The organism is Clostridium sp. FP1, assembly GCF_011065975.2.
Classification (GTDB): Bacteria; Bacillota; Clostridia; order Clostridiales; family Clostridiaceae; genus Clostridium_AD; species Clostridium_AD tagluense.
This window is the reverse complement of the sequence record NZ_JAAMNJ020000001.1, coordinates 3,356,380-3,382,985: the sequence shown is the minus strand read 5'-3', so window position 1 is coordinate 3,382,985 and position 26,606 is coordinate 3,356,380. Positions and strand designations below refer to the sequence as shown.

The 26,606-nt window shown below is 30.6% G+C and carries 27 protein-coding genes; 24 read left to right on the top strand and 3 right to left on the bottom strand.

Translation table 11 applies throughout. From position 1 onward, the window contains the following. Position 1 precedes the first annotated feature (1 nt). The 6 genes from G9F70_RS16520 to G9F70_RS16495 all read left to right on the top strand — a co-directional run bounded on the left by G9F70_RS16520 (position 2) and on the right by G9F70_RS16495 (position 5,143). A complete protein-coding gene (locus G9F70_RS16520; protein WP_164944229.1) occupies positions 2–748 on the top strand; it encodes a Stp1/IreP family PP2C-type Ser/Thr phosphatase in 747 nt (248 codons plus the stop codon). Beyond that, on the top strand, positions 723–2,618 hold the full coding sequence (gene pknB / locus G9F70_RS16515) for a Stk1 family PASTA domain-containing Ser/Thr kinase (RefSeq protein ID WP_164944228.1): 1,896 nt from the start codon (positions 723–725) through the stop codon (positions 2,616–2,618). Before G9F70_RS16520 ends, pknB begins: the two co-directional genes overlap by 26 nt. 67 nt (positions 2,619–2,685) lie before the next feature. After that, entirely contained in the window at positions 2,686–3,555 is an 870-nt protein-coding gene (gene rsgA, locus G9F70_RS16510) for a ribosome small subunit-dependent GTPase A (RefSeq protein ID WP_164944227.1), read from the top strand. Beyond that, a complete protein-coding gene (gene rpe, locus G9F70_RS16505; RefSeq protein WP_164944226.1) occupies positions 3,552–4,202 on the top strand; it encodes a ribulose-phosphate 3-epimerase in 651 nt (216 codons plus the stop codon). The genes rsgA and rpe overlap by 4 nt, the downstream gene beginning before the upstream one ends. Before the next feature lies 1 nt (position 4,203). Further along, positions 4,204–4,839 (top strand): thiamine diphosphokinase, encoded by a 636-nt coding sequence (locus G9F70_RS16500; RefSeq protein WP_164944225.1) that lies wholly within the window; start codon positions 4,204–4,206, stop codon positions 4,837–4,839. A gap of 133 nt (positions 4,840–4,972) precedes the next feature. Beyond that, a complete protein-coding gene (locus tag G9F70_RS16495; protein WP_164944224.1) occupies positions 4,973–5,143 on the top strand; it encodes a hypothetical protein in 171 nt (56 codons plus the stop codon). A 208-nt stretch (positions 5,144–5,351) separates the two neighbouring features. On the opposite strand, the gene rpmB is transcribed toward G9F70_RS16495, so the two are convergent. Further along, positions 5,352–5,543, bottom strand: a complete 192-nt coding sequence (gene rpmB / locus G9F70_RS16490; protein WP_124998995.1) for a 50S ribosomal protein L28 — start codon at positions 5,541–5,543, stop codon at positions 5,352–5,354. 196 nt (positions 5,544–5,739) lie between these two features. Here rpmB and G9F70_RS16485 point away from each other — a divergent pair, with 196 nt between their 5' ends. The 6 genes from G9F70_RS16485 (at position 5,740) to G9F70_RS16460 (ending at position 11,542) form a co-directional block, all read left to right on the top strand. After that, positions 5,740–6,090: an Asp23/Gls24 family envelope stress response protein gene (locus G9F70_RS16485; RefSeq protein WP_124998997.1), complete on the top strand. Its 351-nt coding sequence runs from the start codon at positions 5,740–5,742 to the stop codon at positions 6,088–6,090. Positions 6,091–6,103: 13 nt separating this feature from the next. After that, entirely contained in the window at positions 6,104–7,747 is a 1,644-nt protein-coding gene (locus G9F70_RS16480) for a DAK2 domain-containing protein (protein ID WP_164944223.1), read from the top strand. Between the two features lie 61 nt (positions 7,748–7,808). Further along, on the top strand, positions 7,809–9,845 hold the full coding sequence (gene recG / locus G9F70_RS16475; protein WP_164944222.1) for an ATP-dependent DNA helicase RecG: 2,037 nt from the start codon (positions 7,809–7,811) through the stop codon (positions 9,843–9,845). A gap of 76 nt (positions 9,846–9,921) precedes the next feature. Further along, complete coding sequence (gene rsmD / locus G9F70_RS16470; protein WP_164944221.1) at positions 9,922–10,485, top strand: 16S rRNA (guanine(966)-N(2))-methyltransferase RsmD; 564 nt, start codon at positions 9,922–9,924, stop codon at positions 10,483–10,485. Between the two features lie 39 nt (positions 10,486–10,524). Then, on the top strand, positions 10,525–11,007 hold the full coding sequence (gene coaD, locus G9F70_RS16465; RefSeq protein ID WP_124999006.1) for a pantetheine-phosphate adenylyltransferase: 483 nt from the start codon (positions 10,525–10,527) through the stop codon (positions 11,005–11,007). Positions 11,008–11,017: 10 nt separating this feature from the next. Further along, a complete protein-coding gene (locus tag G9F70_RS16460) occupies positions 11,018–11,542 on the top strand; it encodes an ATPase (protein WP_164944220.1) in 525 nt (174 codons plus the stop codon). Here G9F70_RS16460 and ylbJ read toward each other — a convergent pair. Then, positions 11,525–12,703 carry a sporulation integral membrane protein YlbJ gene (ylbJ, locus tag G9F70_RS16455; RefSeq protein ID WP_411956005.1) on the bottom strand — a complete coding sequence of 393 codons (1,179 nt, stop codon included), beginning with the start codon at positions 12,701–12,703 and terminating at the stop codon, positions 11,525–11,527. The two genes, G9F70_RS16460 and ylbJ, sit on opposite strands and share 18 nt — an antisense overlap. Positions 12,704–12,826: 123 nt before the next feature. Next, a complete protein-coding gene (locus G9F70_RS16450) occupies positions 12,827–14,050 on the bottom strand; it encodes a nucleotidyltransferase (protein WP_164944219.1) in 1,224 nt (407 codons plus the stop codon). Between the two features lie 344 nt (positions 14,051–14,394). Between G9F70_RS16450 and pta the strand changes: the two genes are divergently transcribed. The 12 genes from pta (at position 14,395) to G9F70_RS16390 (ending at position 26,606) form a co-directional block, all read left to right on the top strand. Further along, complete coding sequence (pta, locus tag G9F70_RS16445) at positions 14,395–15,396, top strand: phosphate acetyltransferase (RefSeq protein WP_164944218.1); 1,002 nt, start codon at positions 14,395–14,397, stop codon at positions 15,394–15,396. Between the two features lie 45 nt (positions 15,397–15,441). After that, complete coding sequence (locus G9F70_RS16440) at positions 15,442–16,635, top strand: acetate kinase (RefSeq protein WP_164944217.1); 1,194 nt, start codon at positions 15,442–15,444, stop codon at positions 16,633–16,635. A 218-nt stretch (positions 16,636–16,853) separates the two neighbouring features. Beyond that, positions 16,854–17,354, top strand: a complete 501-nt coding sequence (locus tag G9F70_RS16435; RefSeq protein ID WP_164944216.1) for a YceD family protein — start codon at positions 16,854–16,856, stop codon at positions 17,352–17,354. 12 nt (positions 17,355–17,366) lie between these two features. Then, the gene (gene rpmF / locus G9F70_RS16430; protein WP_124999019.1) at positions 17,367–17,552 is read left to right on the top strand and encodes a 50S ribosomal protein L32; all 186 of its coding nucleotides are present in this window, start codon (positions 17,367–17,369) and stop codon (positions 17,550–17,552) included. A 154-nt stretch (positions 17,553–17,706) separates the two neighbouring features. Continuing rightward, positions 17,707–18,729, top strand: coding sequence for a phosphate acyltransferase PlsX (plsX, locus tag G9F70_RS16425; protein WP_164944215.1), 1,023 nt, complete (start codon positions 17,707–17,709; stop codon positions 18,727–18,729). 36 nt (positions 18,730–18,765) lie between these two features. After that, complete coding sequence (gene acpP / locus G9F70_RS16420) at positions 18,766–18,999, top strand: acyl carrier protein (protein ID WP_318011017.1); 234 nt, start codon at positions 18,766–18,768, stop codon at positions 18,997–18,999. A gap of 186 nt (positions 19,000–19,185) precedes the next feature. After that, complete coding sequence (gene rnc, locus G9F70_RS16415; protein WP_164944213.1) at positions 19,186–19,887, top strand: ribonuclease III; 702 nt, start codon at positions 19,186–19,188, stop codon at positions 19,885–19,887. After that, positions 19,880–20,971 (top strand): elongator complex protein 3, encoded by a 1,092-nt coding sequence (locus G9F70_RS16410; protein WP_164944212.1) that lies wholly within the window; start codon positions 19,880–19,882, stop codon positions 20,969–20,971. The genes rnc and G9F70_RS16410 overlap by 8 nt, the downstream gene beginning before the upstream one ends. A 65-nt stretch (positions 20,972–21,036) precedes the next feature. After that, entirely contained in the window at positions 21,037–21,297 is a 261-nt protein-coding gene (locus tag G9F70_RS16405) for a stage V sporulation protein S (RefSeq protein ID WP_124999335.1), read from the top strand. A gap of 339 nt (positions 21,298–21,636) precedes the next feature. Continuing rightward, positions 21,637–25,191, top strand: coding sequence for a chromosome segregation protein SMC (gene smc / locus G9F70_RS16400; RefSeq protein WP_164944211.1), 3,555 nt, complete (start codon positions 21,637–21,639; stop codon positions 25,189–25,191). A gap of 47 nt (positions 25,192–25,238) precedes the next feature. Continuing rightward, complete coding sequence (gene ftsY, locus G9F70_RS16395) at positions 25,239–26,150, top strand: signal recognition particle-docking protein FtsY (RefSeq protein ID WP_164944210.1); 912 nt, start codon at positions 25,239–25,241, stop codon at positions 26,148–26,150. Positions 26,151–26,258: 108 nt separating this feature from the next. Next, positions 26,259–26,606: a putative DNA-binding protein gene (locus tag G9F70_RS16390; RefSeq protein ID WP_164944209.1), complete on the top strand. Its 348-nt coding sequence runs from the start codon at positions 26,259–26,261 to the stop codon at positions 26,604–26,606.

Below are 26,606 nucleotides of genomic sequence, written 5' to 3'. Positions count from 1 at the left end.
AATGCTGGGGGTTTTATCTGATGTTGGAAATGTTAGAAAAACAAATGAAGACTCTGTAGGTTATTTTGAATGTAGTGATTTTGGCATTTATGCTGTAGCTGATGGTATGGGAGGACACAACGCAGGAGAGGTTGCAAGTGAACTGGCTATTAAGGTTATAATAGAATACGTAAAGGTCAATCAAGATGGCTCCGATCTAAAAGAAGTGCTTTCAAAAGGAATAAAACATGCAAATAAGAAAATTTATGATATGGCAAGTGAGGACGATTCACTTAAAGGTATGGGCACAACTATAACAATTTGTTTTAAAAAGCAAGATAGGATGGTTGTTGCAAATGTGGGGGATAGTAGTTGTTATGTTATGGATAATAAAAGAAAATTATCAAAAATTACAAGAGATCATTCACTTGTACAACAACTTTTAGATAATGGTACTATTACTGAAGAAAAAGCTAGAAATCATCCAAATAAAAATATTATTACAAGGGCACTTGGAACAAATGAAGAAGTAGAAGTTGATTTATTTGATGTGGATTTGGCTAGCGTAATTAAATGTATTTTATGTACAGATGGTCTTACCAATGATGTGACTTATGATGAAATGTATGATATTATTATCAAAAATGACAATGACTCTAGCTGCAAAATGTTAGTGGATTTAAGCAAATCTAAGGGTGGACGCGATAACATATCAGTTATCGTATTTGAAGGAGAGTGCAGAGATGATAGGAACCATGTTAGGGAGTAGATATGAACTCCTTGAAAAAATTGGAGAAGGTGGAATGGCAATAGTTTATAAAGCTAAGTGTCATCTTCTTAATCGTAATGTTGCTGTAAAAATATTAAAAGAAGAATTTTCAAATAATATAGATTTCATGGAAAAATTTAAAAAAGAGGCCGCTTCTGCAGCTAGTCTTTCATCAAATTATATAGTTAACATTTATGATGTTGGTCAAGAGAATGACATTAACTATATTGTAATGGAATATATAAAAGGTAAAACACTAAAGCAAGTTATACTTCAAAATGGTAGTATGAATAATAGTCAGGTAATAGATTATGGTATTCAAATTGCAAAAGCACTCCAGTGTGCTCATAAGAATAACATTATACATAGGGACATAAAACCGCATAATATATTAGTGACTGAAGATGGGACAGTGAAAGTTACAGATTTTGGTATAGCAAAAGCTTCTAGTTCTGTAACTATAACTAATACTAGTACAGTAATGGGGTCAGCTCATTATTTTTCACCAGAACAAGCTAAGGCCAGCTTTGTGGACTTTCGAACGGATATTTATTCTTTTGGAATAGTTCTCTATGAGATGGTTACAGGGAGAGTGCCTTATGATGCTGAAAGTCCTGTATCCGTAGCTCTTAAACATATACAGGAACCAGTTGTGCCACCTAAGGACATAAATGACAATGTTCCTGAAAATTTAAATAAATTAATATTAAAAGCAATAGAGAAGGAACCTATAAAAAGATATCAAACTGCCAATGAAATGCTTTTGGATTTACAAAGGATACAAAAAAATAGTGAGTATACTGTCACAACAAATACCATGGAAAATGAATATACTAGAGTTATGGCACCTGTAAATGTAGAGGATTATGAAAAACCAGAGGTTCCCAAAAATGAAAAACCAAAAATTAATAAAAAAAATAAAACAAAAATAATAGTATCTGTTGCAGTAATTTTATTAATTGTGCTACTGGGTGCAGCAGGCGTAATATATAAAGGTATTTTTGGAGATAAGAATGTTAAAGTTACAGCTCAATTACTAGTGCCTAAAATTATCGGGTTAGATAAAGTTGAAGCAAAAAAAACAGTTGAAGAAAAAGGTTTGATTTATACAGAAATTGGAGAAGAAAATAGTGAAAAACCCAAGGGTGCGGTGGTAGAGTGCTGGCCAAAGGAAGGAACAGAAATAGAAGCTAATAAAGAAGTAAGAGTTAAGGTGAGTAAAGGGCCAGAGGGTTTGCCAGTTCCTTATGTTAAAGAACTTGACGAAGCTTCCGCTAAAGCTGCTATTGAACAAAAGGGTTTGGTATTAGGCAATGTTACAAAGGAATTCAGTGAATCCGTTGCTAGTGGTATAGTAATAAGCCAAGATCCAAGTGCAGAAAGTTTAGTTCAAAAGGGTGATAAAGTAAATTTAGTAATAAGTAAGGGAGCAGATGTTAAGTGGTCAAAAGTTCCAGAATTATTCGGACTATCTCAAAATGAAGCTAAAGGCGTATTGCAAAATTCAAATTTAAAATTAGGTAATACAAACGAAGTGGAAACTAAGGATAAGTCACAGGATGGTAAAATTTTCAATCAAACAATTCCTGCAAATACAAAAGTTGAGCAAGGTAATTCTGTAGGTTTTAGTTATTATAGATATAAAGAACCCCCAAAAGAGCAATTTACTGTTCCAGATTTTATAGGAAAAACAGTTAAGGATGCAAGAGATTTAGCTGCTAAAAATGACATAACTATAGTTGTTAGTGGTAATGATGCAGATATCATTGATAAACAAGATAAGGAGCCAGGGACTAAGGTAAATGTTGGAGATACTATAACATTAACTTCAAAGGCCCAGGCTCCAGTAACACCGCCAACCGGTCAATAAAAAGATATAAAGTAGGATATGAAATACATTTAAAAAAATTAAATGAAAGTTAAACATTGGAGGATATATGCAAGGAGTAATCATAAAAGGTGTAGGCGGATTATATTTTGTAAAAGTTGAAGATAGAGTTATTCAATGTAAGGCAAGAGGGAAGTTCAGGTATGCTGGGCTTTCCCCTGTTATTGGTGATAAAGTAGAAATAATGATAGAGTTAGACGAGAGCAAAGGTGTAATTGAAAAAATTTTTGAAAGAGATAATGAGATGATACGCCCAGTAGTGGCTAATGTCACTCAAGCTTTTGTGGTTTTTGCTTTTAAGCAACCTGATTTAAATATGGATTTACTCAATAAATTCTTAGTGCTTTGTGAATTTTATAAGTTAAAAATAGTTCTTTGTTTAAATAAGCTAGATTTAGTTGAAGAAGTTAATGAGGACCTTATAAAAGAATTAAAGAGTGTGGGATGTGATATAGTATTTTTAAAAGCAAAGGAAGGCGAAGGGTTAGGCGGACTTAAAACAAAAATAAAAAATAATATTAGTGTTTTTTGTGGACCTTCTGGAGTTGGAAAATCAACTATACTAAATAGCATAGTTGGAAGAGAAGCTATGATAACCGGAGATATAAGTAAGAAATCCCAAAAAGGTAAGCACACTACAAGGCACAGTGAACTTATTGAATATGAAGAAGGATTTTTGTTAGATACACCAGGATTTTCCTCTTTAAGTTTAGATTTCATAGACAAAGAACAATTACAATATTGTTTTCCAGAATTTGAAAAACATAGATGTGAATGTAGGTTTTCTAATTGTATGCACTATAAGGAACCTAACTGCAGAGTTAAAGAGGCTGTAGAAAATAATGAAATTTACGGGGATAGGTATAAGTTTTATGTAAAAACATTAGAAGAAATTATTGCTAGGGGGAATAGAAAATGATTAAAATATCACCGTCTATATTGTCAGCGGATTTTTCAAGGTTAGGAGAACATATAAAGCAGCTAGATGCATATGGTGCTGATATGATTCATATTGATGTAATGGATGGTATGTTCGTACCTAACATTTCTTTTGGTATTCCAATTATTAAGAGTGTTCGCAAACTAACAAAATTAACCTTTGATGTGCATCTTATGATTGAAGAACCATCTAGATATGTAGAAGATTTTGCAAAGGCAGGAGCTGACATTATAACTGTTCATTATGAAGCAGATAGGCATATTGATAGAACTATTAATTACATAAAAAGTTTTGGTGTTAAAGCAGGAATTGCATTAAATCCTGCTACACCTGTAGACTGTATTAAAGATTTAATAAGTAATCTTGATATGGTACTTATTATGTCTGTAAACCCTGGATTTGGTGGGCAAAAATATATTAAATATTGCTCAGATAAAATTAAAGAAGTCAGAGCTCTTTCGGATAAATATAATAAAGACCTTATGATTCAAGTAGATGGTGGCATTGATAAAGTTAATATTTCGGAAGTCGCGCGTAGCGGTGCTAATGTAATTGTAGCTGGGTCTGCTATATTTAAGAATGATGAAATTGAGAAAAATATAAAAGAATTAAGAGCTGGTATTTAGAATGAAGGTCATAATAATATCAGGAGGTAATCCGCCATCCAAGGAATTTATCACAAAGGAAATTACTAAGGATACATTTTTAATTGGAGCTGATAGTGGGGCAAATTGTCTATATGACTATAATATAGAGCCTCATTTATTAGTAGGAGATTTTGACTCCATTGATAAAGGGGCATTTGATTATTTTAAAAAAAGCAAATGTATTATAGACATTTATCCTGCAGAAAAAGATTTTACTGATACTGAAATTGCAGTTAAAAAGGCTCTCAGCATGAAACCAAATAAAATAGTGTTTCTCGGTTGCATAGGGAGTAGAGTTGATCATTTGCTTGGGAATATTGGAATGCTGAAAATTTGCATGGAAAATGGCGTTGATGCTTGCATAAAGGATGAAAACAATGATATTAGGCTAGTTAATACCTCAACATCATTAAGTGGTACTGTGGGGCAGATATTCTCACTACAATCTTATGGTGATGAAATAATTGGATTAACCATTGAGGGCTCAAAATATCCACTAAATAATTATAATTTGAAAACTGGACAGAGTATAACTATTTCAAACGAGTTTGTGGTGCCTCAGGTTGAACTTAAATTTAAATCTGGAACTCTAATGATAATATTATCATTAGATTAATATCTTTATAGAAACTATATAGAAACTATTTTTTTATTGATAATCTCGATAAAAAAATAGTTTTTTATTTTTGCAACATTGCTGACAGTAAATCATATAATAATATTGGAATACTTTTGGAGGATAACAACTTATGAAAAAGTATTATAAGCATCTAGGAGATCAACTTGGAGTAATTGTTGCGTGTGTGGGAATAGGGATTATAGCAGCAGTAATAGTTCCATTTTGGTGGTGGCTGATTGCTGCGGGAGGAGGAATTGTTTATTGTGGCTTTACTATAATGAATCACAACGATCATTGTTAGTAATGTGGTGATAGACAGGTTTATAGCTCAGGTTTAGGGGGGAATAAAGATGAAAATTGTGGCTATTAAAGTACCCAGGTTTATATCTCGAATAATTAGATTTTTCTTTAGAAAATAACATAGAAAAGTTTATAATGATATTAATATTCTCACTAATGTCGTTAAAATAAAAAAATGCAGCTTTATAAGCTGCATTTTTTGTTTCTAATTATATAGCACGTTGTACTTTACCTGAACGAAGACATCTAGTACATACATGTATAGATTTAGGCGTTCCGCTAACTATAGCTTTAACCTTTTGGATATTTGGAGCCCATTTTCTCTTTGATTGACGGTGTGAGTGACTATATTGAACACCAGAAATAACACCTTTATCGCATATATCGCATTTTCTTGACAATGAAAACACCTCCTTAAGACTAATAAGAAAAAAAATTTCTCAATTGAAACACGCATTATTGTAACATAGATACTACTACTCTTGCAAGTAGAATACAAAATTATTACTAACTAAAGTAATTTAACAATTAATTTTCTTGAATAAATTAGCTTTATACTATAAAATAATCTATATAGCGTTATAAGGAGGAATTACAATGAAAGGTAACATTACGAGCGAGAATGGTATTATATATTATTCAGAGGAATCGTTAGCTAATATAGTTGGCATTTCTACAATGGAGTGTTATGGAGTTGTGGGAATGGCATTAAAAGATGCTAAGGATGGATTTTGGCAATTAATTAAAAGTGATGGTTTAAATAAAGGGGTTAAAATTCATTCTAAGGAAAATCAACTATTTATTGAATTGTATATAATAGTTGAATATGGCACAAAAATCTCTGTAATTGCAAATAATATAATTCAAAAAATAAGATATAATGTTGAAAATTATACAGGACTAAAAGTGGCAGCAATAACAGTAAACGTACAAGGTGTAAGGGTTTAAGGGGGTAAAGACAGTGGAATACTTAAAAATAAACGGACAACACTTCCGTAATATGGTAATTAATGCATCTAATAGGTTAGAAGATCAAAAGGAATACGTAAATGCGCTTAATGTATTTCCAGTTCCAGATGGAGATACAGGCACTAATATGTCAATGACATTTAAGGCTGCAGTGTGTGAAGTTGAAAACATGTCAACTACATCTATTAGTGAGATATCACAAAAGATAGCTAGAGGCGCGCTGATGGGTGCAAGAGGTAATTCAGGCGTTATACTATCACAAATATTTAGAGGGATTGCAAAAGGCCTAGAAGGCAAAATTGAAGTTACTTCTGAAGAATTTGCTAAAAGTATTTTAGAAGGTGCCACTTTTGCATATAAGGCTGTTATGAGACCTACTGAAGGAACTATTTTAACAATAATTAAAGCTGCTGGTGAAAGTGCAGTTAGTAGCGGAGCAACAAATGTTGTTGAACTTATGGAAGAAGTTTGCACGCATAGTCAAGTTATGTTAGATAAAACTCCAGATATGCTTCCAGCATTAAAAGAAGCAAAAGTTGTTGATGCAGGTGGCATGGGACTTTTAATAATATTTAAGGGCATGCATGAAGCTTTAAAAAACAATATGGAAGCTACCATTAATAAATCAGATAAGCAAAGTAGTAAATCAGAAATAATACCACCTGCAGCTACAGATATGCCTGTAAACATAAAGTATGGATACTGTACTGAATTATTAGTTATTGCTGAAAATGTTGATACTAATGAATTAAAGACTTACTTAGAAAAACATGGAGACTCAATGGTTGTGGTGACCCAAGATGAATTTCTTAAAATTCACATACACACAAATGATCCAGGGTTAGTGCTTTCAAAAGCAGTAACACTAGGTGAGCTTTCTAAGATAAAAATTGAAAATATGAGAGAGCAACATAGAAATTTATTAGGGATTCAAGAGGAAGTAGCAGAGCAATCCGCAGCAGAAAATACAACTGAAAATAAAAAATACGGATTTGTATCTGTTGCACTTGGTGAGGGTATTAGAAATATTTTTAAGGATTTAGGTGTGGATGTTGTAATAGAGGGTGGCCAAACTATGAATCCAAGTACACAAGATATATTAGATAGTATTAATAAAATTAATGCGGATAATATATTTGTATTACCTAATAATAAAAATATACTTATGGCAGCGCTGCAAGCAGTGGAACTGTCAGATAAAAATGTAATAGTTATTCCTTCTAAAACTATTCCTCAAGGAATAACTGCCGTAACAATGTTTAATGCAGAAGCTAGTGTAGAAGAAAATGAACATACACTAAAAGAATCAATTAAAAATGTTGTAACCGCTTCTGTGACCTATGCAGTTAAAGACACTGAATCTGATGGTAAAACAATAAAACAAGGAAATATCCTAGGTTTAGTTGAGAACAAAATTAAAGAAGTTGGAACAGATATTTACAAAGTTTGCACCGATGTTATAGATAGTATGATTACTGAAGATAGCGAGCTTGTTACGATTTTCTATGGTGAGGATTGTATAATAAGTGAAGTGGAAGCATTTATTTCTGAGTTAGAGAATAAATACCCAAATATAGATGTTCAACATTACAATGGAAAACAGCCACTATATTATTTTATTGCTTCAGTTGAATAAAAGCCCTAGGGCTTTTTTTCTTAGGTATATTAATTAAAATCTTATTTTTGGAGTGGTATTTGTGGATATTTATAGTGATATAAAATATATAAAAGGTGTTGGGCCTATAATGGCAGAAACATTGAATAAATGTGGAATTTTTAATGTATTAGATCTTTTATTATATTTTCCGAGAAATTATGAGAATGTATCTGCTGTGAAAAATGTTATGGATTGCCAAGATAATGAAAAAATTATTGTAGAATGTACTGTTTTAAATATATTAAAAGATCAGAGGTTAAAAAATAATAAAACTCTTTCTACGATACTATTTTGCCAAGGTGAAAATAAATTCAAAGGTAAGTGGTTTAATCAAACTTATGCAAAAAATAGCTTTAAAAATTCAAATAGTTATATCATCACTGGCAAAGTGAATAATTTTAAGGGTGAAATCACAATGATGAATCCAAAAATAGTTAAAAATACGTCGATGGATACAAATAAAATTATTGCAACATATCCACTTAAAAATAATGTTACAAATAATTTTTTCAATAAAATTATATCTGACGTTCTCTGTAATATTGAAATAACAGAGAACTTGCCTAAATGGCTCCTGGATAAATACAGATTTTGTTCCTTAGATGAAGCTATTCGAAGTATTCATAGCCCTAAAAGTTTAGAATTACTTAATTCATCAAAAAAAAGACTAAAATTTCAAGAGCTATTTACATATTCATTGAAAATATTAATGTTAAAAGAGTTTATAAAAACTAATAATGATGGTATCAAGTTTAAAATAGCCCCAGAACTTACAACATTAAAAGAGCGACTTCCGTTTAATCTTACAAAAGCACAAAGTAAAGTTGTGCGGGAAATTCTAATAGATCAAAAGAAGGATAAAGGCATGAATAGGCTTTTACAGGGGGATGTTGGAAGCGGTAAAACAATAGTTGCTATAATTACCATGTTTAATGTGGTGAAAAATGGTTATCAGGCAGCTATGATGGCACCAACTGAAATTCTAGCAAATCAACATTACGAGGAAATTCAAAATGTATTAAAAGATTTTCCGCTTACCATAAAGCTATTAACTGGAAGTACAACCCCTAAAAACAAGGAATTAATAAAACAAGAACTAAAGAATGGAACCATTGATATTATTATTGGAACACATGCACTTATTGAAGATAATGTAGAATTTAAAAACTTAGGTATGATTGTTACTGATGAGCAGCATCGCTTTGGAGTGTCACAAAGAAATAGGTTTTCTAATAAAGGTAAAAACATAGATATTCTTGTAATGACAGCTACGCCTATACCAAGAACACTATCTTTATATTTATATGGTGATCTAGACGTATCTATAATAGATGAATTGCCACCAGGTAGGCAGAATATTGATACCTCCTATGAAAGCGTGACCTCCAGTAGACATGTATATGAATTTGCATTAAAAGAAATTAATAAAGGAAGACAAGTTTACATAGTCTGCCCCTTGGTAGAAGAAAATGAAGAAATGAAATTAAGTTCAGTTCAGGTGATTTATGAAAAACTAAAGGGTGAATATTTTAACTCTACAGAAATAGCAATGGTATATGGTAAAATGCCTAGTAAGCAAAAAAATGAAATCATGGATAAATTTAAAACTGGAGAAATTAAAGCATTGATTTGTACCACTGTTATAGAAGTTGGAGTGAATGTTCCCAATGCTACTGTTATGATAATTGAGAATTCAGAAAGGTTTGGTCTTGCACAACTTCACCAACTTAGAGGACGCGTAGGAAGAGGAGAGCATAAGTCTTATTGCATACTACTGGCGAATATAACAAACAAAATAGTAAGAAAAAGATTAGAAATAATGATAAAAAGTAATGATGGTTTTTTTATTGCTGAAGAGGATTTGAAAACTCGTGGCGCGGGAGAATTATTTGGGTTTAAGCAGCATGGTGAATCAGGTTTAATAATAGCCGATGTAATTGAAGATATTAATATATTAAAACTAGCAAATAGTGAAGCAAAAGAGTTAATAAAAAGTAATAATATTGAAGACATAAAGGTAAAGAATGAAATAACAGAAAAAATACAGCAAAGTTCTAATTATATTTGTTTTAATTAGGGGAAAAATATCTTTGTATATATTACATAAATATGTTAAAATATTATCGAAACTGGCTAGATGGAGGAATAAACATATGAGAATAATTTCGGGAAGTGCAAGAGGAAGAAAGCTGTTGTCCCCTGTTGGGATGGGAACGAGGCCCACGTTAGATAGAATAAAAGAAGCAATATTTAATATAATCCAAGACAGAACAAGGAATGCAGTAGTGGTAGATATGTTTTCAGGTACGGGGAGCTTAGGTCTCGAAGCAGCAAGTAGAGGAGCTGAAAAATGCTATCTAATTGACATGGGAGATACTACTTTTGCCATGTTAGAGAAGAATGTAGATAATTTAAAATTTAATGATAAATGTAAGTGCTTAAAAGGTGACACATATAAATATATGCAACAATTTGCGCAGGAAAAAGTTGTTTTTGATTTAATTTTTATAGACCCGCCATATGCTAAAGATATGATTCCGCCTGCAATTGAGATTATTGGAGCAAATAAACTTTTAAGTGTGGATGGATTGATTGTTTGTAAAATAGATTCTTCAGAAGAAATATATGAAGGAAATAATATTATTCATCTTTCTGATTTGAGAAAATATGGAAATACCACTGTTTTATTTTATGAATACAAGGGAACTAATAGTTAAAAATTATTAGTATACCAAAGGAAGACATGGAGGAATAACATGAAAAAAGCAATTTGCCCTGGAAGTTTTGACCCAATAACCAACGGACATTTAGATATTATTGAGAGGGCGGCTAGGGTTTTTGATGAATTGATTGTAGGAGTGCTTGTTAACCCTGAGAAAAAAAATCTCTTTTCTGTAGACGAGAGAGTAGAACAAATAAAAAGCTTAGTGAGGGATTTACCTAATGTACGGGTCAAGAAGTTTAGCGGCTTACTTGTTGATCTAATGAATAAAGAGGAAGCAGGAGTTATTGTGAAAGGCCTTAGAGCTTTTTCGGATTTTGAATATGAGTTTCAAATGGCATCCATGAATAATAAATTGGATCCAACTAAGGAAACCATGTTTATGATGACGAAGGCAGAATATTGCTATTTAAGTTCTTCCTCAGTTAAGCAGGTTGCAATGTTTGGGGGATGTATTAAGGGATTAGTACCTGACCAGATTATTCCAGATATTATGAGGAAAATTAATTCTAAATAGGAGGGTAAATATGGATGTTATAAAGCTTTTAGAATATCTTCAAGAAATTATTGAGAGTTCATCTAAAATACCTGTTACAGGTAAGTCAGTGATAAACAAAAGAGAAATATTGGATATAATTGATCAAGTTGTAAATCACTTGCCAGATGAATTTAAGAAGGCTCAGTGGATTTGTGATGAAAAAGAGCGAATTCTTATTGATGCAAAAAAACAAGCTAAAATTTTCGAGGAAGAAACCATTGACAAAATAAGAAGAAGAGTTGAAAAGCAAGACCTAGTTAAAGAAGCGCAAACAAGAGCTGAAGAGATCATAGCTGCAGCGCAAAGAGACGCTAAAATCATGAGGCTAGGTGCTAAAGACTATGCGGATGAAATATTAACTCAATTAGATAAAGAAATTGAGTTAAAAGGTCAACAGATGCTTCATAAGATTAAAGCGGATGTTCAAACATTCTTAATCTCTCTGCAAGAAGAAGTTACGGATACCACAACTTTAATAAGAGAAAATGTTAAAGAATTAAGAACTATGAAATAGTCTAATTATGTTTATGAGCAGTAGTGGGACAAACAAAATTAACAGTATTAAAAAGTACAAACTACTACTGCTATATAAATTTATATCATTAAAGGTGAAAATAGATGAAGTTTGAAGAAAAACATAATATAAAATTATTGTCAAAATTGAAGAAATTATGCCTTGAATAAATTTTCGAAGGATGTATTTTTTTATTGACACATCGTGTTTATAGGTATAACTATAAACTTGCGAAATGATAGATAAACCGCTAAAAGCAATTAAAAAGCTTAAAATTGGAAGTTTTATATATAAACTTGAATTACTAGAAGATATTAAATAACATCCATTAGTTACCTCTAATAATCCTAATATTAATCCCTCTATAAAACTTCTAGAAAGACCAATAATCAAAGAAACCTTATTAATGACAATGTGAAATAGCGCATTGTCTTTAATTATACCTGTTATTACAGAGAATACGATGACAAAACCACCTATATTTAAGGAATTCTTTAGGGCATCTTCGATACTATTTTTAAATATTATGCCAATATTTTTAGTTGAATCTGTCCTTTTAGAAGAATTAGTATTTTTATTCTTAATTTTATAAAGTGAATTTTTTGATGGAATAATAAATCCCATAAACATGCAAGATAAAAGATTAGAAAGCAATAATATATAGCCAATCTTAGCACTTAGCATCATAGAAGCACCTACTGAACCTATAATAAATAAAGGGCTGGAGTTCGAAGCTATATTTAGCAACCTTTCACAGGTATTTAAATCAATTAGATTTTTTTCATATAAATCACAAGTATATCGTGCGCCTAAGGGGTAACCGCATAATATACTAATTAACAGTGCAAAATTACATTCTTTGGTCAGTTTTAATGGTTTGCAAATTATATTACCTAATAATTTAGAATAAATATGAATACCATCGTAGCTTATTATAATATTTATTACGACTAAAAATGGGAAAAGAGAGGGAAAAACAGCATTGAAAAACAATTTTGCACCAGATATAGTGTACTTTATACAAATATTTGGTGCTAATATTATTTGGAGAATAGCAAGGGAACAAATTATTGTTATTAAAATATTTATATTCAAAGTTTTAAATAGTTTAAACAATAAGAACATTGTGAGAAGTAATATTATAACTAATAGTAACTTCAATTTTAAACCCCTTTTAAAGTATTTCTGTATTAAATATATTTGAATTTTAATAAACTTATGTATTGAAGTGGTTAAAATAAAATAAATACTACTATATTTTTATGATAGTAGTATTTATTTTATTTAATCTACAATTATTGGGGATATTAAATAATCACTATTAGGATTTATACTGCTATTTATTATGCTGTAAGCTCTTGTAGACTGAATGTCTAGCCGCAAGGTATCATTTTGATCTTTAGGGATTTTAGTATAAAGTGGAATGCTACTGTTTGATTTTATAGATTTTAGAATTGATTTTCCCTTTGAATTAAATCCTAAGACACGTGCATAAGGGCAAGCCATTACTCTTAATTTTTTGGAATCAAAGCTATCAAATCCTATAAAATATTGGCATAATATCCTGCTAATTCGGGTATATGTGTAGCGTTTACTTTTTATATCTTCTAGGGCGCCTCCGTAGCTTAAATTGTTTTGTAAGGATTTAATAATCTTATTATCAATACCCTCTGACACGTCTGGTAAGTTTACTAATGAGTTTTTTGATGTAGCAGATTTATGTTTTATGTACGGAAACATGGAATCTTCAAAGGTGAATCCGTAATTATTTGAGTATAAATTTAAGATTTCAGCTAATACTGAATTTGGAACATGACCTTCTAGCTCCCCTAGTGAACCATTTTCTTTAATGAATTTTCTTATAGCCGTGGCACTTGAAAATTCATTATGCAACATGTTACTGTTATAGGATGCACCTTCTCTTTTTAAGGTATAGGGTTTAATTGAACTATTTAACTTTATTAAGCTTTTGCAATACTCAATACCTAGTATATTATTAGGAGATTTAAGAAAATCCTCCAATAATAATTTTGATATGTCATTTTTTGAATTAATTAAATAATCATAAAGTGCATTAGATCTAGCTCGTGGGTAGACAATACCTTTGGATAAATAAGTTTTTAATAATGATTTAAATTCAATAGGTTCTTTAAGCAGTATATTGGAAATATCGTATATGTCCTTTATATTCCCCTGTTCGCTACCGAAACAAATATTATCCACTATGCCTAAGCTATTTAGAAGACTTACAGAGCCATAGGAAAAAAAATCTGCTGAAGAAACACTGTAAATTGCGGGTAGTTCTATTACTAAATCTACTCCATTGTTTAGTGCCATTCTAGTTTTTGTCCATTTATCTATAGTGGATGGAATTCCACGCTGAGCAAAATTCCCACTCATAACACAGATTAGTGCATCACAATTTGTGATTTCTTTGGTTTTATTAATATGATACACGTGACCATTATGCAATGGGTTATATTCAACAATTATACCTGAAATATTCATTTAATCACCTCATGAAAGCTTATATAAATATAAGTAAATAAATTACCACCATACTAAATATAAGCTAAAATTTATCTATAAATATAAGCTGAAGAAAAAGCAGAAAAATTTTATTTTGGAGTAGGGTGAAAACTTCTATTTATTAATTTATATTATATAATACAAATTAATAAAAGCATATATATTCAAGGATAAAATAAAAATAAGAGAAAATTACGAATATGGCGAATAAATAAAATACAATATATGTAGTGGATTTTCATATTTTAGGTTGAAATGTATACCAGAAAAGTAGTATATTATTAGTGTATATAAGTTGATAATAAGTGAGAGGAGAAATAAGAATGGCATTTATAGAGAAAATATGTAAAATGGCAAAATCAGATGTGAAAATAATAGCACTTCCAGAAGGTGAGGAAGAAAGAACTATAAGAGCTAGTGAAATCATAAAAAATAATTCAATAGCTGAGGTAATATTAATAGGTGATTTAACTGTAATAAAAACAAAAGCAACTGAGCTTGGAGTTAACCTTGATGGGATAGAAATTGTAAATCCAAAAACTTCTCAAAAAACTGATGGATATGCAAAGGCGTTTTATGAATTAAGAAAAAATAAAGGAATGACTCCGGAAAAAGCCGCAGAGACATTAAAGGATCCACTGTATTTTGGAACCATGATGGTTAAAATGGGAGATGCGGATGGATTGGTATCAGGAGCAGTACATACTACAGGAGATTTACTTAGACCTGGAATGCAAATTATTAAAACTGCACCGGGAATTAAGGTTGTTTCAAGTTTCTTTATAATGGAATTACCTACCAATGAATATGGTGAAGATGGACTGCTTTTATTTGCAGATTGTGCTGTCAATCCAAATCCTAATCCAGAGGAATTAGCGTCTATAGCTATAAGTACTGCAGATAATGCAAAATGTTTATGTAATTTTGAACCTAAGGTTGCAATGTTATCTTTTTCAACTATGGGAAGTGCAAAGCATGAATTAGTTGATAAAGTTGCAAAAGCTACTGAAATCGCAAAAAATGCTAGACCAGATTTACAAATTGATGGAGAGCTTCAACTAGATGCAGCTATAGATATTAGTGTAGCAAAACAAAAGGCACCAAATAGCACTGTAGCTGGAAATGCAAATGTATTAGTCTTCCCAGATTTACAATCTGGAAATATTGGGTACAAATTAGTACAAAGATTTGCAAAAGCTGAAGCTATTGGACCAGTTTGTCAAGGGTTTGCAAAGCCAATAAATGATTTATCAAGAGGATGCAGTGTACAAGATATAGTTAATGTTGTTGCTGTAACTGCAGTTCAAGCTCAAATTCAAAAATAGTTTTATATATATTCAAAAACACATACAGCTCGGGAGGCGAATTTAATGAAAATATTAGTTATAAACTGTGGAAGTTCATCATTAAAGTATCAATTAATAAACATGGAAAATGAGGAATGCTTAGCGCTTGGACTCGTAGAAAGAATAGGAATAGAAGGATCAATATTAACTCAAAAGGCAAGTGGACAGAAATATATTATTGAAGAGTCCATGAAAGATCATACAGATGCAATTAGATTAGTACTTGGAGCACTTGTAGATCCGGAGCATGGTGTTATTAAAGAACTATCAGAAATTGGTGCAGTGGGACATAGAATTGTTCATGGTGGAGAAAAATATGCTTCATCAGTTATGGTTAATGATGAAGTGATGAAGAACCTTAAGGAATGTTCAAAGCTTGCACCACTTCACAATCCAGCTAATATAATTGGAATCAATGCTTGTAAAGCATTAATGCCGAATACTCCTATGGTAACAGTATTTGATACTGCATTCCATCAAACAATGCCAGAGGTTGCATATGTGTACCCACTACCATATGAGCTTTATACTAACAATGGTGTTAGAAAATATGGTTTCCATGGTACATCTCACAAATTTGTTTCAGAAAAAGCTGCAGAAATGATGGGTAAAGACATAAAAGATTTAAAATTAATAACTTGTCACTTAGGAAATGGAGCAAGTATTTCTGCTATAAAAAATGGTAAATCTATAGAAACAAGTATGGGATTTACTCCACTTGAAGGAATAGCTATGGGAACTAGATGTGGAAGCATAGACCCAGCTATAATAGTATATATAATGCAAGAGCTAAATTTAACAATTGATGAAGTAAATGATTTAATGAATAAAAAATCAGGAGTTCTGGGAATATCTGGAGTAAGTAGTGATTTTAGAGATATAGAAAAAGCTGCATGGGAAGATGGAAATCATAGAGCACAGTTAGCACTTGATATATTCTCCTATAAAGTTAAAAAATTCATAGGATCTTATGCTGCAGTAATGGGTGGCGTAGATGCAATTATATTCACAGCTGGACTTGGTGAAAACTCTCCAGAAACAAGGGAAGACGTATGTAATGGCCTAGAATTTTTGGGGGCAGTTTTAGACAAATCTAAGAATAAGGTTCGCGGAAAAGCTGTGGAATTAAATACAGTGGATTCTAAAACTAAAATATTTGTTATACCAACAAATGAAGAATTGGTAATTGCAAGAGACACGCAGGCTTTAATAAAATAAAGACTTTAATAAAGACAGTGTTAATTCCTATGATAAATAAATCTTGACTTTTTACTGTATTGTTTATATAATAGTCTGTGTTTGATGTAAGTAAAAAACTATTTAGTTAGGAGGGACGCAGAAGCTTTGCTCGAGCTGTATATTTTTTATACAAGGTATAAAGATTTTCTTTATATGAGAAAAAACTAAATGTTATTTAGTTTTTCAGAGTGGATGATATGGTAATAGATGTTTCAGAATTGTTTAGTAATAAAAACACAAGAAAAAAAATTCATTTAGATTTAGAAAAAGATAAGTTTTTTTATGAAAATGAATTTGTACAATTTTCTAAACCAGTTAAGTTAGATTTGATTTTAAAACCTAACGGTGATGAAATAGATTTATCTGGGGAAATAGAGACAGAACTATTGCTTGCTTGTTCTAGGTGTCTTGAGACTTTTTCATATTCAGTAAACATTGAATTAAATGAGAGATTGTCGAAAACTCTAAAGAGTGAAGATGAGGATATTATTTTTATTAATAATGATAGATTAGATTTAGATGAAATCGTGGAAAATAATATCATTTCTATGTTGCCTATAAAACGACTTTGTAGTAAAAGTTGTAAAGGCTTATGCCATCATTGTGGAATTAATTTGAATCATAGTACGTGTAAATGTGCTATTGACGATGTTGATCCAAGGTTGGCAAAATTAAAAGAACTGTTTTTAACTGATTAAGGAGGTGTTACAATGGGAAATCCAGCTAGAAAATTTTCTAAAGGTAGAAGAGATTCTCGAAGAGCGCAAACATTTAAACTTGGTTTACCGGGAATAGTTGAGTGTCCTCAATGCCACGATATGAAACTTTCTCACAGAGTATGTAAAAACTGTGGTTATTACAAAAATAGAGAAGTTATTGTTATGGAACCAAAATAAAAAGAAAGTCGAAAGACTTTTTTTTTATTATATAAATATAATTATAGTATTAATAATACTAGAAATATTTGCACTATATAGTATATAATATATATAAATATAATTTATATATATTATATTTATTTATAAGGCAAATTCAAAGTGAGGTTTTAAAATGGTAGTTGTTGTAGATGGCATGGGTGGAGATTTTTCTCCAAATGCTGTGGTTGAAGGTTGCGTTGAGGCTTTAAAAGAATATGATATAGATATATTAATAACTGGGTCTGAGGAATTAATTCGATGCGAGCTATTGAAATATACATATGATTGTAATAGAATAAAAATTGTTGATGCCAAAGAGGTTATTAGTACAAGCGAACATCCAGTAATGGCTATTAAGCGCAAAAAAGATTCAAGTCTTGTAAAAGCATTGAATCTTGTAAAAAGTGGGGATGCAGATGCTATTATTTCAGCAGGAAGCACTGGTGCTTTTTTAGCTGGCTCTACGCTTATAGTAGGAAGGATAAAAGGCATAGATAGACCTGCACTTGCACCTATAATGCCAGGTAAGAATGGCCCGTTTATGATAATTGACTGTGGAGCTAATGCAGAATGTAAGCCTCATTATTTAGTGCAATTTGGACTTATGGGTAAAACATATTTTGAAAATATTCTTAAAATATCAAATCCATCTGTAGGCCTTGTAAATATAGGGACTGAGGAAGAAAAAGGTAATGAACTTTCTAAATCAGCGCATAAACTACTTAAAGAAGCAAATTTAAATTTTGTAGGTAATGTGGAAGCTAGAGAAATACCAACTGGAGATACTAATATTTTGGTATGTGATGGGTTTGTAGGAAATGTAATTTTAAAATTATACGAAGGCGCAGTTGCTAATATATTTGATATATTAAAAACTGGTATAATGAGTTCCTTTAGAACCAGGCTTGGAGGAATGTTATTGAAACCAGTCTTTAAAAAGTTTAAAGCTGATTTTGACTATAAAGAATATGGTGGCGCTGCTTTTCTGGGAGTAAATGGAATTTGTATAAAAGCTCATGGGAGTTCGGATGCCAAAGCTTTTAAAAATGCAATTAAACAGGCTATAATATTTAATGAAAATAATGTTGTAGAAAAATTAAAATTGGAAATTGAAAAATTATCTGAGCAGGAAAAAAACATAAGTAGTAATTTGTAAAAAATATATTTTAGAGAAAGTTAAGGAGGTGAAAATATTATGTTTGAAAAAATTAGAGCGACCATAGCATCACAGTTAAGTATAGATGAAGAAGAAATAAAAATGGAATCATCTTTTATGAATAATCTAGGAGCTGATTCCCTTGATATTGTTGAATTAATCATGGCATTGGAAGAAGAATATGAAATAGAAATTCCAGATGAAGATGTTGAGAAAATTGCTACTGTAGGCGATGTAGTAGAATATATTAAAGCCCACATCGAAGAATAATATAAGGCTCCGCAGTATTGCGGGCCTTTAGCTTTTTCAAACTTATTTTTGAATTTATTATAAAAATCAAATCTAGTTGTTTTATTAGGCTTGGCGGAGTAAATTGAATAATAAACTTGATAAATATGGCTAAGATGCATAGAATAAAAAATATTTAAATAAAATTCCTAAAAGGAGCAATGATTAATGAAGTGCAACATAAAATTACAGGACCTTGAGAACCAACTAGGACTAAATTTTAGTGATAAGGAGTTATTAAAAACCGCAATAACTCATAGTTCCTTTGCAAATCAGAAAAAAAAAGTTGAATTTAATGAAAGACTTGAGTTCCTCGGAGATTCAGTGTTACAACTTATTATATCTGAATACTTATATACTAATTTCACTGAAAAGTATGAAGGATATCTAACTAAAATTAGGTCCCTAATTGTTTGCGAAAATTCACTGTGTGATATTGCAAGTGGCTGGAACCTTGGAATGTATATGAACATGAGTAAAGGTGAAGAAATTACTGGTGGTAGAAATAGGGTTTCAATATTGGCTGATTGTGTTGAAGCAGTAATAGCTGCTGTATATTTAGACTCCGGAATAGAATATTCAAAGACTTTTATACTTACTAACTTTAAAGCAACTATTGATAAAGCAATTAGTAATGAGATAGTTTTGGATTACAAGACTAAGCTTCAGGAAATATTACAGCAAAATGGAGAAGTTCATATTTGCTATGAACTTGTAAAATTTGAAGGACCACCGCATAAAAGGAAATTTTTTGTTGATGTATTAATAAATGGTTCTATAAGTGGATCAGGTCAAGGGCATAGTAAAAAAGAAGCAGAGCAAAATGCAGCTAAAGAAGTTATGATAAGTCGGGAGGATATGCATGAGTAATTTGCATTACATTATTCCAATTTTCGTTCCACATGAAGGTTGCCCGCATGATTGTGTGTTTTGCAATCAAAATAGCATAACAGGAACAAAATCAAAAGTTGATGCAGCCTATGTGGAGAAAACAGTAAATGAATATTTAAAAACAATAAACAATGATGAAGCTATTATTGAGGTATCATTTTTTGGAGGAACATTTACAGCTATAAAAACAGAAAAGCAGATAGAACTTCTAACAGTTGCGAAGAAGTTTAAAGATAGTAACAAAATAAAATTCATTAGGTTATCTACAAGACCAGATTATATTGACGATAGTGTACTCCGTGTTCTTAAACAATACACTGTAGATATTATAGAACTAGGAGTGCAGTCCATGGACGAGGAAGTGCTATTAAAATCAGGCAGAGGGCATACTGCAAAAGATGTAGAGCTTGCTTCAAAACTTATAAAGGAATATGGTTTTATCTTAGGGCATCAAATTATGATAGGTCTGCCAGGAGATAATATAAACAAAGATATGGATACAGCTAAAGGTGTTATTGCTCTTAAGCCGGATATTTGTAGAATATATCCGGCTCTTGTAATTAAAGATACGCCTATGGAAAAAATGTATGAAAGTCAAACATTCAAACCTTATTCATTAAGTGAGGCAGTAAACATAAGCAAAATAATTTACCTTATGATGATGGCAAACAAAATAAACGTTATTAGAATAGGATTACAGCCCACTGAAGAAATCTCAGAGGGTAATGATTTAGTTGCAGGACCATTTCATCCTGCATTTAGAGAGTTGGTTGAAGGCAGTATATATAATGATATACTATATGATGCCATAATGGATAATATTAAAAATGATCACACTGTTAATAAGGTTTTAGTTAAAATAAATCCAAAAGACATTTCAAAACTTTACGCTAATGGCAAAAGCTTTTTTTATGACATAAAAAAACAAATAGCTACAATTTTAATAGAAGTATATCAAGATATCACTATAGAACGTGGAAGTGTTGGAGTATGTATAGGAGAAAAATGTATTAATATGAGCATATATGAATATGCACATGCAAAATATAAAAAAGGATTTTAATTTACTGTATAGAATATATTACCTATAGTACTTGTAACAAGGAATTTAGTAGGGGGTAATATATGATGGAAGTATTAAAGGTGTCGGCAAATTCACAACCTAAATCAGTAGCAGGAGCATTAGCAGCAGCACTAAGGGGAAATTCAATTGCGCAGTTACAAGCTGTAGGTGCGGGGGCCGTTAATCAAGCTGTAAAAGCTATTGCCATTACAAGGGGATTTGTTGCACCAAATGGTATGGACTTAGTAGTAGTTCCAGCTTTTGTGGAAATAAGCATAGATGGAGAAAAAAGGACAGCTATAAAATTCATAGTTGAACCAAGATAAAAAACCGTGCATGCACGGTTTTCTTAATTTATTCTTAGTCTAGTAATTGATATTTTCATATAAATGCTATAGACTATATAATAGGATAATTTTGAATTATACATATAAGCTCTACCAGTTAGCACATTAAATAAAGGATATATTAAGATTACTAAATTTGTAGTAATATATACTTTTATTTTTTATATTAAAGGTATTATAAAATAAAAATATGAGGTGAATTATGAATAAGAAAAAAAGAGATAAGTATACAAAGGTAATGATCTATGGATTGGTTATAATTTTTACATTAAGTTTTGTATTACCCATGTTATTTAGGTAAAATAGGAGAGTGTTATCATGTTTTTAAAATCTATTGAAATAAGAGGATTTAAATCCTTTGCAGATAAAACAGAATTAACATTTAAGAAGGGTATTACAGCGGTAGTAGGACCTAATGGTAGTGGTAAAAGCAATATTTCTGATGCTGTTAGATGGGTTCTTGGAGAACAAAGTGTAAGAAGTCTAAGAGGAGATAAGATGGAGGACGTTATATTCGCAGGCACACAGTTTAGGAAACCTGTTAGCCTTGCACAGGTTTCCTTGACACTAGATAATAGTGATTGCGAATTGGATATTGATTATTCTAATGTCACCATCTCCAGAAGATTATATCGGTCTGGAGAAAGTGAATATTTAATAAACAATACATCTTGTAGATTAAAAGATGTTCAACAGCTTTTTATGGATACAGGCATAGGAAAAGAAGGATACTCTATTATTGGTCAAGGTAAAATTGATGCTATATTAAGTGGAAAAACTGAAGAAAGAAGAAAATTGTTTGAAGAGGCTGCAGGAATTGTGAAGTTTAAGAGCAGAAAAGAAGAAGCAGAAAAGAGATTGGACATCACCCAGCAGAATCTTATTAGAATAGAAGATATATTAAGTACTTATGAAGAAAGATTAGAACCATTAATGAATGAAAGTGAAAAGGCAAAGAAATTTTTAAAATTTTTTGAACAATTAAAAAGTAAAGAAGTTAGCATAATAATTGATTCTATAAATAAAGTTGAAAAAAAAATTAAAATAACGCAAGAAGAATGTTCTAGATTAAAGCTAGAAGTTATAAAAATTACAGGTGAGAAAAACCAGTTAAAGCAGGATGTTGAATACTGGAATAGTGAATTTGAAAAGTTTGATAATAAGAATCGGGAAGAAAAGCAACTATATTATAACAATAAGTTAATTTACCAAAATAGTATTTCAGAAATAAATATTTTAAATGAGAGAATAGAAAATTTAGTAAAACTAATCAATAAGACATCAAAGGACAGCGATGGCATTAATGAAAAACTGTCAGATTTTAAACTTAATCTACATGGAATAGAGAATTCTTTAAGTAATATAAAAAACACTCAAATAGAAATAGAAGAAAAAATTCAATCTGAGGAAATGAAAATTAAGATTATCGAAGAAAATATAGAAGTTGAAAACACTGAAGCTAAATCTCTTAAGGAAGAAGAACAAAAAAGTATTGAGAAAACTATTTTATTTACTAATAGATTATTAATTTTAAATAACAATATAGATAGTGCTAAAAAAAGGATAGCTTTTTTGAAAAATAATATTGAAGATTTTAGTAATTTAATACAAGTTAATGCCACTACAAAAATAATGTTTCAAAGCCAAATGGAAGAATTTAAAGAGAAAATACTCAATTATGATGGTATACTCCTGGAAAACAAGCAAAAGATTAGTAAACTTCAAAAGGATTTAAATAACCATGAAATAACTATGAAAAATTGTAATTTTAAAATAAATAAAAATGAAGCTAATTTTAATGTGCTAAATGCTTTAGAAAAGAAGCATGAAGGGTATAATAAATCAGTAAAAAATTTAATGCAGCATATTAGTGAAGGTAAAGTAGGCAATATTAATGAATGCTTTGTACTTGGAGAAGTTATAAAAGTTGAAAAAAACTTAGAAGTAGCTATAGAAATTGCTTTAGGTGGAACAATATCACACATGATAACTAAAGATGAAATTGTGGCAAAACTATTAATTACATATTTGAAGGTAAATAATCTTGGACGTGCAACATTTTTGCCTTTAAACATTATTAAAGGTAAAAAGTTAGCAATTGATATTGAAACTAAAAATAATCCTGGTTTTGTTGGAATTGCTAGCGAACTAATAGGCTATGACGAAAAGTTTAGTGAAGTAATTTCCTTTATACTTGGTAGAACAATTATATGTAAAGATATGGACTCAGCCCTAAACATTTCTAAAAAAAATAATTATAGATATAAAATAGTGACATTATCAGGAGAAGTTGTAAACCTTGGTGGATCATTAACTGGTGGAAGTGTATATTCAAAAACCTCAAGTATAATTGGACGAAAAAGGGAACTACAAGAACTGGCTAAAGATTTAAATATCTTAAAAAATGAGTCACTTATTTATTTAGAAAAAATTAAACAAAATAAATCTGAAACCTTAAGGTTGGAACAGGAAAATACAAACTTAAAGGATAATATTCATTTAGAAAATATTGAAAAAACAAAAATGGAAGCTAGAATAAATACAATAGAAGATGAAACAAATAGGCTTAAAAATAATATGAGGAATTTAAACACTGAAAAATTGTCAGAAGAAAGTAAACTGAAAAATGACAATAGTGAAGTAGAAGAAAAGAATATGTCTGTTTGTAAATTGACACGTTCAAAAGATGAAATACAGCAAAAACGGAGTGCGGCTTTTTTAAAATTAAAAGATAGATTACAAGAAATTGAAAATATAAAAGTAACTATTATTGATGCTAAGATAAAAAAAGCTGGAGTCGACGAAACAATACGTAATAAGGTTTCTGAAATTCAAAGGTTAAATGAGGAAATGTTAGTATATAATAAAAAAATAATAATATGTTCTAAAGAAATACAAGAAGCGATGGAAAATAAGAATATAAGTGAAGATGAAATAAAAAGTGGTGAAGAAAAAGCAAGTGAAACAAAGGCCACATTAGAAAATATGGAAAAAAACTTTGAAGAGAGTGAAATTCAAAGAATTAAAATTAAAGAAAAAATAAAAATAAGTCTGGAGCAGTTAGAGAATGTTTCGCAAATCCTAGAAAAAAATGAGAAAGATTCCTATAAATGTGAGCTGACTCTTGAGAAAATAGGCACGGAAAAGGATAATTACTACCAAAAATTGAATGAAGACTTTGAATTAACCTATGCAGAAGCGTTAGAATTTAAAAATGAAATTGATGATATTGATAAGCTTAAAAAAGAAATTTTAATACTAAAAGGGAATATATCCATGCTGGGAAAAGTTAATGTAGGCGCTATTGAGGAGTATAAAGAAGTAAAAGAGAAATTTACTTTTATGGATGTGCAAAAACAAGACTTAGTGTTATCTAAAGATGAATTATTAACGGTAATATGTGAAATGACCAAAAAAATGAAAGAGATATTTGCAGAAAACTTTGATATATTAAGGCAAAATTTTCACGAAACCTTTGTAGAATTGTTTAAAGGCGGAAGTGCGGATTTAATACTTACAGAAGGTGATGAACTTACAGCTAAAATTGATATTAATGTACAACCACCAGGAAAAAAACTCCAAAACATAAGTTTAATGTCTGGTGGGGAGAAAGTGCTATCCGCCATTGCATTATTATTTGCTATTTTAAAGATGAAACCAACGCCCTTTTGCATTTTAGATGAAATTGAGGCAGCTCTTGACGATGCAAACGTAGTTAGATATGCAGAGTTTTTAACGAAATTCTCTGATAATGTTCAGTTCATTATAATAACTCACAGAAAAGGAACCATGGAAGCTAGTGATGTAATGTATGGGGTTACAATGGAGGAAAAGGGAGTATCAAAAATAGTGTCTGTGGATTTTAATAAGTAAAAAGTAGCAAAGTTATAGTAAATGTAAGACTAAAAGGAGGACTAAAAATGTTCGGAGGATTTTTTGACAAACTAAAAGATGGCCTAACTAAAACTAGAAATAGCATAACGGAAAAAGTTAGTGAAGTGTTAAATTTAGCCATTAGAATTGATGATGAATTATATGAGGAACTAGAAGAAATATTAATAACAGCAGATATAGGTGCAGAGACTTCTATTTATGTTATTGAGAAGCTTAAAAAAAAGGTAAAGGAAAATAAAATAAAAGATCCAACAGAGATTAGACCTTGTTTAAAAGAAGTTTTAATTGAATTATTAGGGGAAGATGAGAATTCAATAAACCCTAAAAATTTACCGAAGGTAATGCTCATAATTGGTGTTAATGGGGTTGGAAAAACTACTTCTATTGGAAAAATCGCCGCAGCACTAAAAGCTGAAAAATATAAAGTTCTCATTGCAGCAGCAGATACATTCAGAGCAGCAGCAATTGACCAGTTAGAGGTTTGGAGTAGTAGAGCTTCTGTGGAACTTATAAAACATCAAGAGGGCTCGGATCCAGCTGCTGTAGTTTTTGATGCTGTTCAAGCAGCAAAAGCAAGAAAAGTTGATGTGCTTATTTGTGATACTGCAGGTAGACTTCATAATAAAAAAAATCTTATGGATGAACTGGCAAAAATAAATAGGGTAATTCAGAGGGAGTATAGTGAGGCTAATATGGAAACTTTATTAGTTCTTGATGCTACAACTGGTCAAAATGGTGTAGAACAAGCTAAACAATTTATGGCGATATGTCCTATAGATGGGATAATACTAACTAAATTGGATGGTACCGCTAAAGGCGGTGTTGTAATATCAATAAAAAAACAACTTAATATACCTGTAAAATATATAGGCGTTGGTGAAGGTATAGATGATTTGCAAGAGTTTAATTCAAGAGATTTTGTAGAGGCACTGTTTTAAAATCAATACTTTTTAGGTTAATTTATAAAAATATTAAACTGTTAAGTAAAACTACTTGACAGGGTCTTTGAATTCTGATATTATATGACTTGTGAGCAGGGTGATTAAATGGAAAAAAGATTTGAAATTTCCCTATTATTTGATTTTTATGGTGAATTGCTTACTGAAAAGCAAAGAGATATAATGGATTTGTATTTTAATAATGATTTGTCTCTATCAGAAATAGCAGAGATAAATAATACTAGTAGGCAGGCTACTCATGATACAATTAAAACATGTGAAAAAGTGCTTTTAGTATATGAAGAGAAATTAAAATTATTAAATAAAGACCATAAACTAAAAGAAACTTTAAAAAACATTATATTAGAATTAGATAATTTACAAATTGATATAAAAGATGAAAAAATGAATCAGCTTATATATGATATAAAAGCTCAGATTAGTGAAAACATTTAG

Coding starts and splice junctions, on each gene's coding strand:
- G9F70_RS16435 (WP_164944216.1), top strand. CDS start 16,854: ATGGTAATAGATGTTTCAGAATTGTTTAGTAATAAAAACACAAGAAAA.
- coaD (WP_124999006.1), top strand. CDS start 10,525: ATGAAAAAAGCAATTTGCCCTGGAAGTTTTGACCCAATAACCAACGGA.
- G9F70_RS16390 (WP_164944209.1), top strand. CDS start 26,259: ATGGAAAAAAGATTTGAAATTTCCCTATTATTTGATTTTTATGGTGAA.
- G9F70_RS16410 (WP_164944212.1), top strand. CDS start 19,880: ATGAGTAATTTGCATTACATTATTCCAATTTTCGTTCCACATGAAGGT.
- rpmF (WP_124999019.1), top strand. CDS start 17,367: ATGGGAAATCCAGCTAGAAAATTTTCTAAAGGTAGAAGAGATTCTCGA.
- plsX (WP_164944215.1), top strand. CDS start 17,707: ATGGTAGTTGTTGTAGATGGCATGGGTGGAGATTTTTCTCCAAATGCT.
- ftsY (WP_164944210.1), top strand. CDS start 25,239: ATGTTCGGAGGATTTTTTGACAAACTAAAAGATGGCCTAACTAAAACT.
- rnc (WP_164944213.1), top strand. CDS start 19,186: ATGAAGTGCAACATAAAATTACAGGACCTTGAGAACCAACTAGGACTA.
- G9F70_RS16500 (WP_164944225.1), top strand. CDS start 4,204: ATGAAGGTCATAATAATATCAGGAGGTAATCCGCCATCCAAGGAATTT.
- G9F70_RS16460 (WP_164944220.1), top strand. CDS start 11,018: ATGGATGTTATAAAGCTTTTAGAATATCTTCAAGAAATTATTGAGAGT.
- G9F70_RS16485 (WP_124998997.1), top strand. CDS start 5,740: ATGAAAGGTAACATTACGAGCGAGAATGGTATTATATATTATTCAGAG.
- G9F70_RS16440 (WP_164944217.1), top strand. CDS start 15,442: ATGAAAATATTAGTTATAAACTGTGGAAGTTCATCATTAAAGTATCAA.
- G9F70_RS16405 (WP_124999335.1), top strand. CDS start 21,037: ATGGAAGTATTAAAGGTGTCGGCAAATTCACAACCTAAATCAGTAGCA.
- rsgA (WP_164944227.1), top strand. CDS start 2,686: ATGCAAGGAGTAATCATAAAAGGTGTAGGCGGATTATATTTTGTAAAA.
- rpe (WP_164944226.1), top strand. CDS start 3,552: ATGATTAAAATATCACCGTCTATATTGTCAGCGGATTTTTCAAGGTTA.
- smc (WP_164944211.1), top strand. CDS start 21,637: ATGTTTTTAAAATCTATTGAAATAAGAGGATTTAAATCCTTTGCAGAT.
- pta (WP_164944218.1), top strand. CDS start 14,395: ATGGCATTTATAGAGAAAATATGTAAAATGGCAAAATCAGATGTGAAA.
- rsmD (WP_164944221.1), top strand. CDS start 9,922: ATGAGAATAATTTCGGGAAGTGCAAGAGGAAGAAAGCTGTTGTCCCCT.
- G9F70_RS16495 (WP_164944224.1), top strand. CDS start 4,973: ATGAAAAAGTATTATAAGCATCTAGGAGATCAACTTGGAGTAATTGTT.
- pknB (WP_164944228.1), top strand. CDS start 723: ATGATAGGAACCATGTTAGGGAGTAGATATGAACTCCTTGAAAAAATT.
- G9F70_RS16450 (WP_164944219.1), bottom strand. CDS start 14,050: ATGAATATTTCAGGTATAATTGTTGAATATAACCCATTGCATAATGGT.
- G9F70_RS16520 (WP_164944229.1), top strand. CDS start 2: ATGCTGGGGGTTTTATCTGATGTTGGAAATGTTAGAAAAACAAATGAA.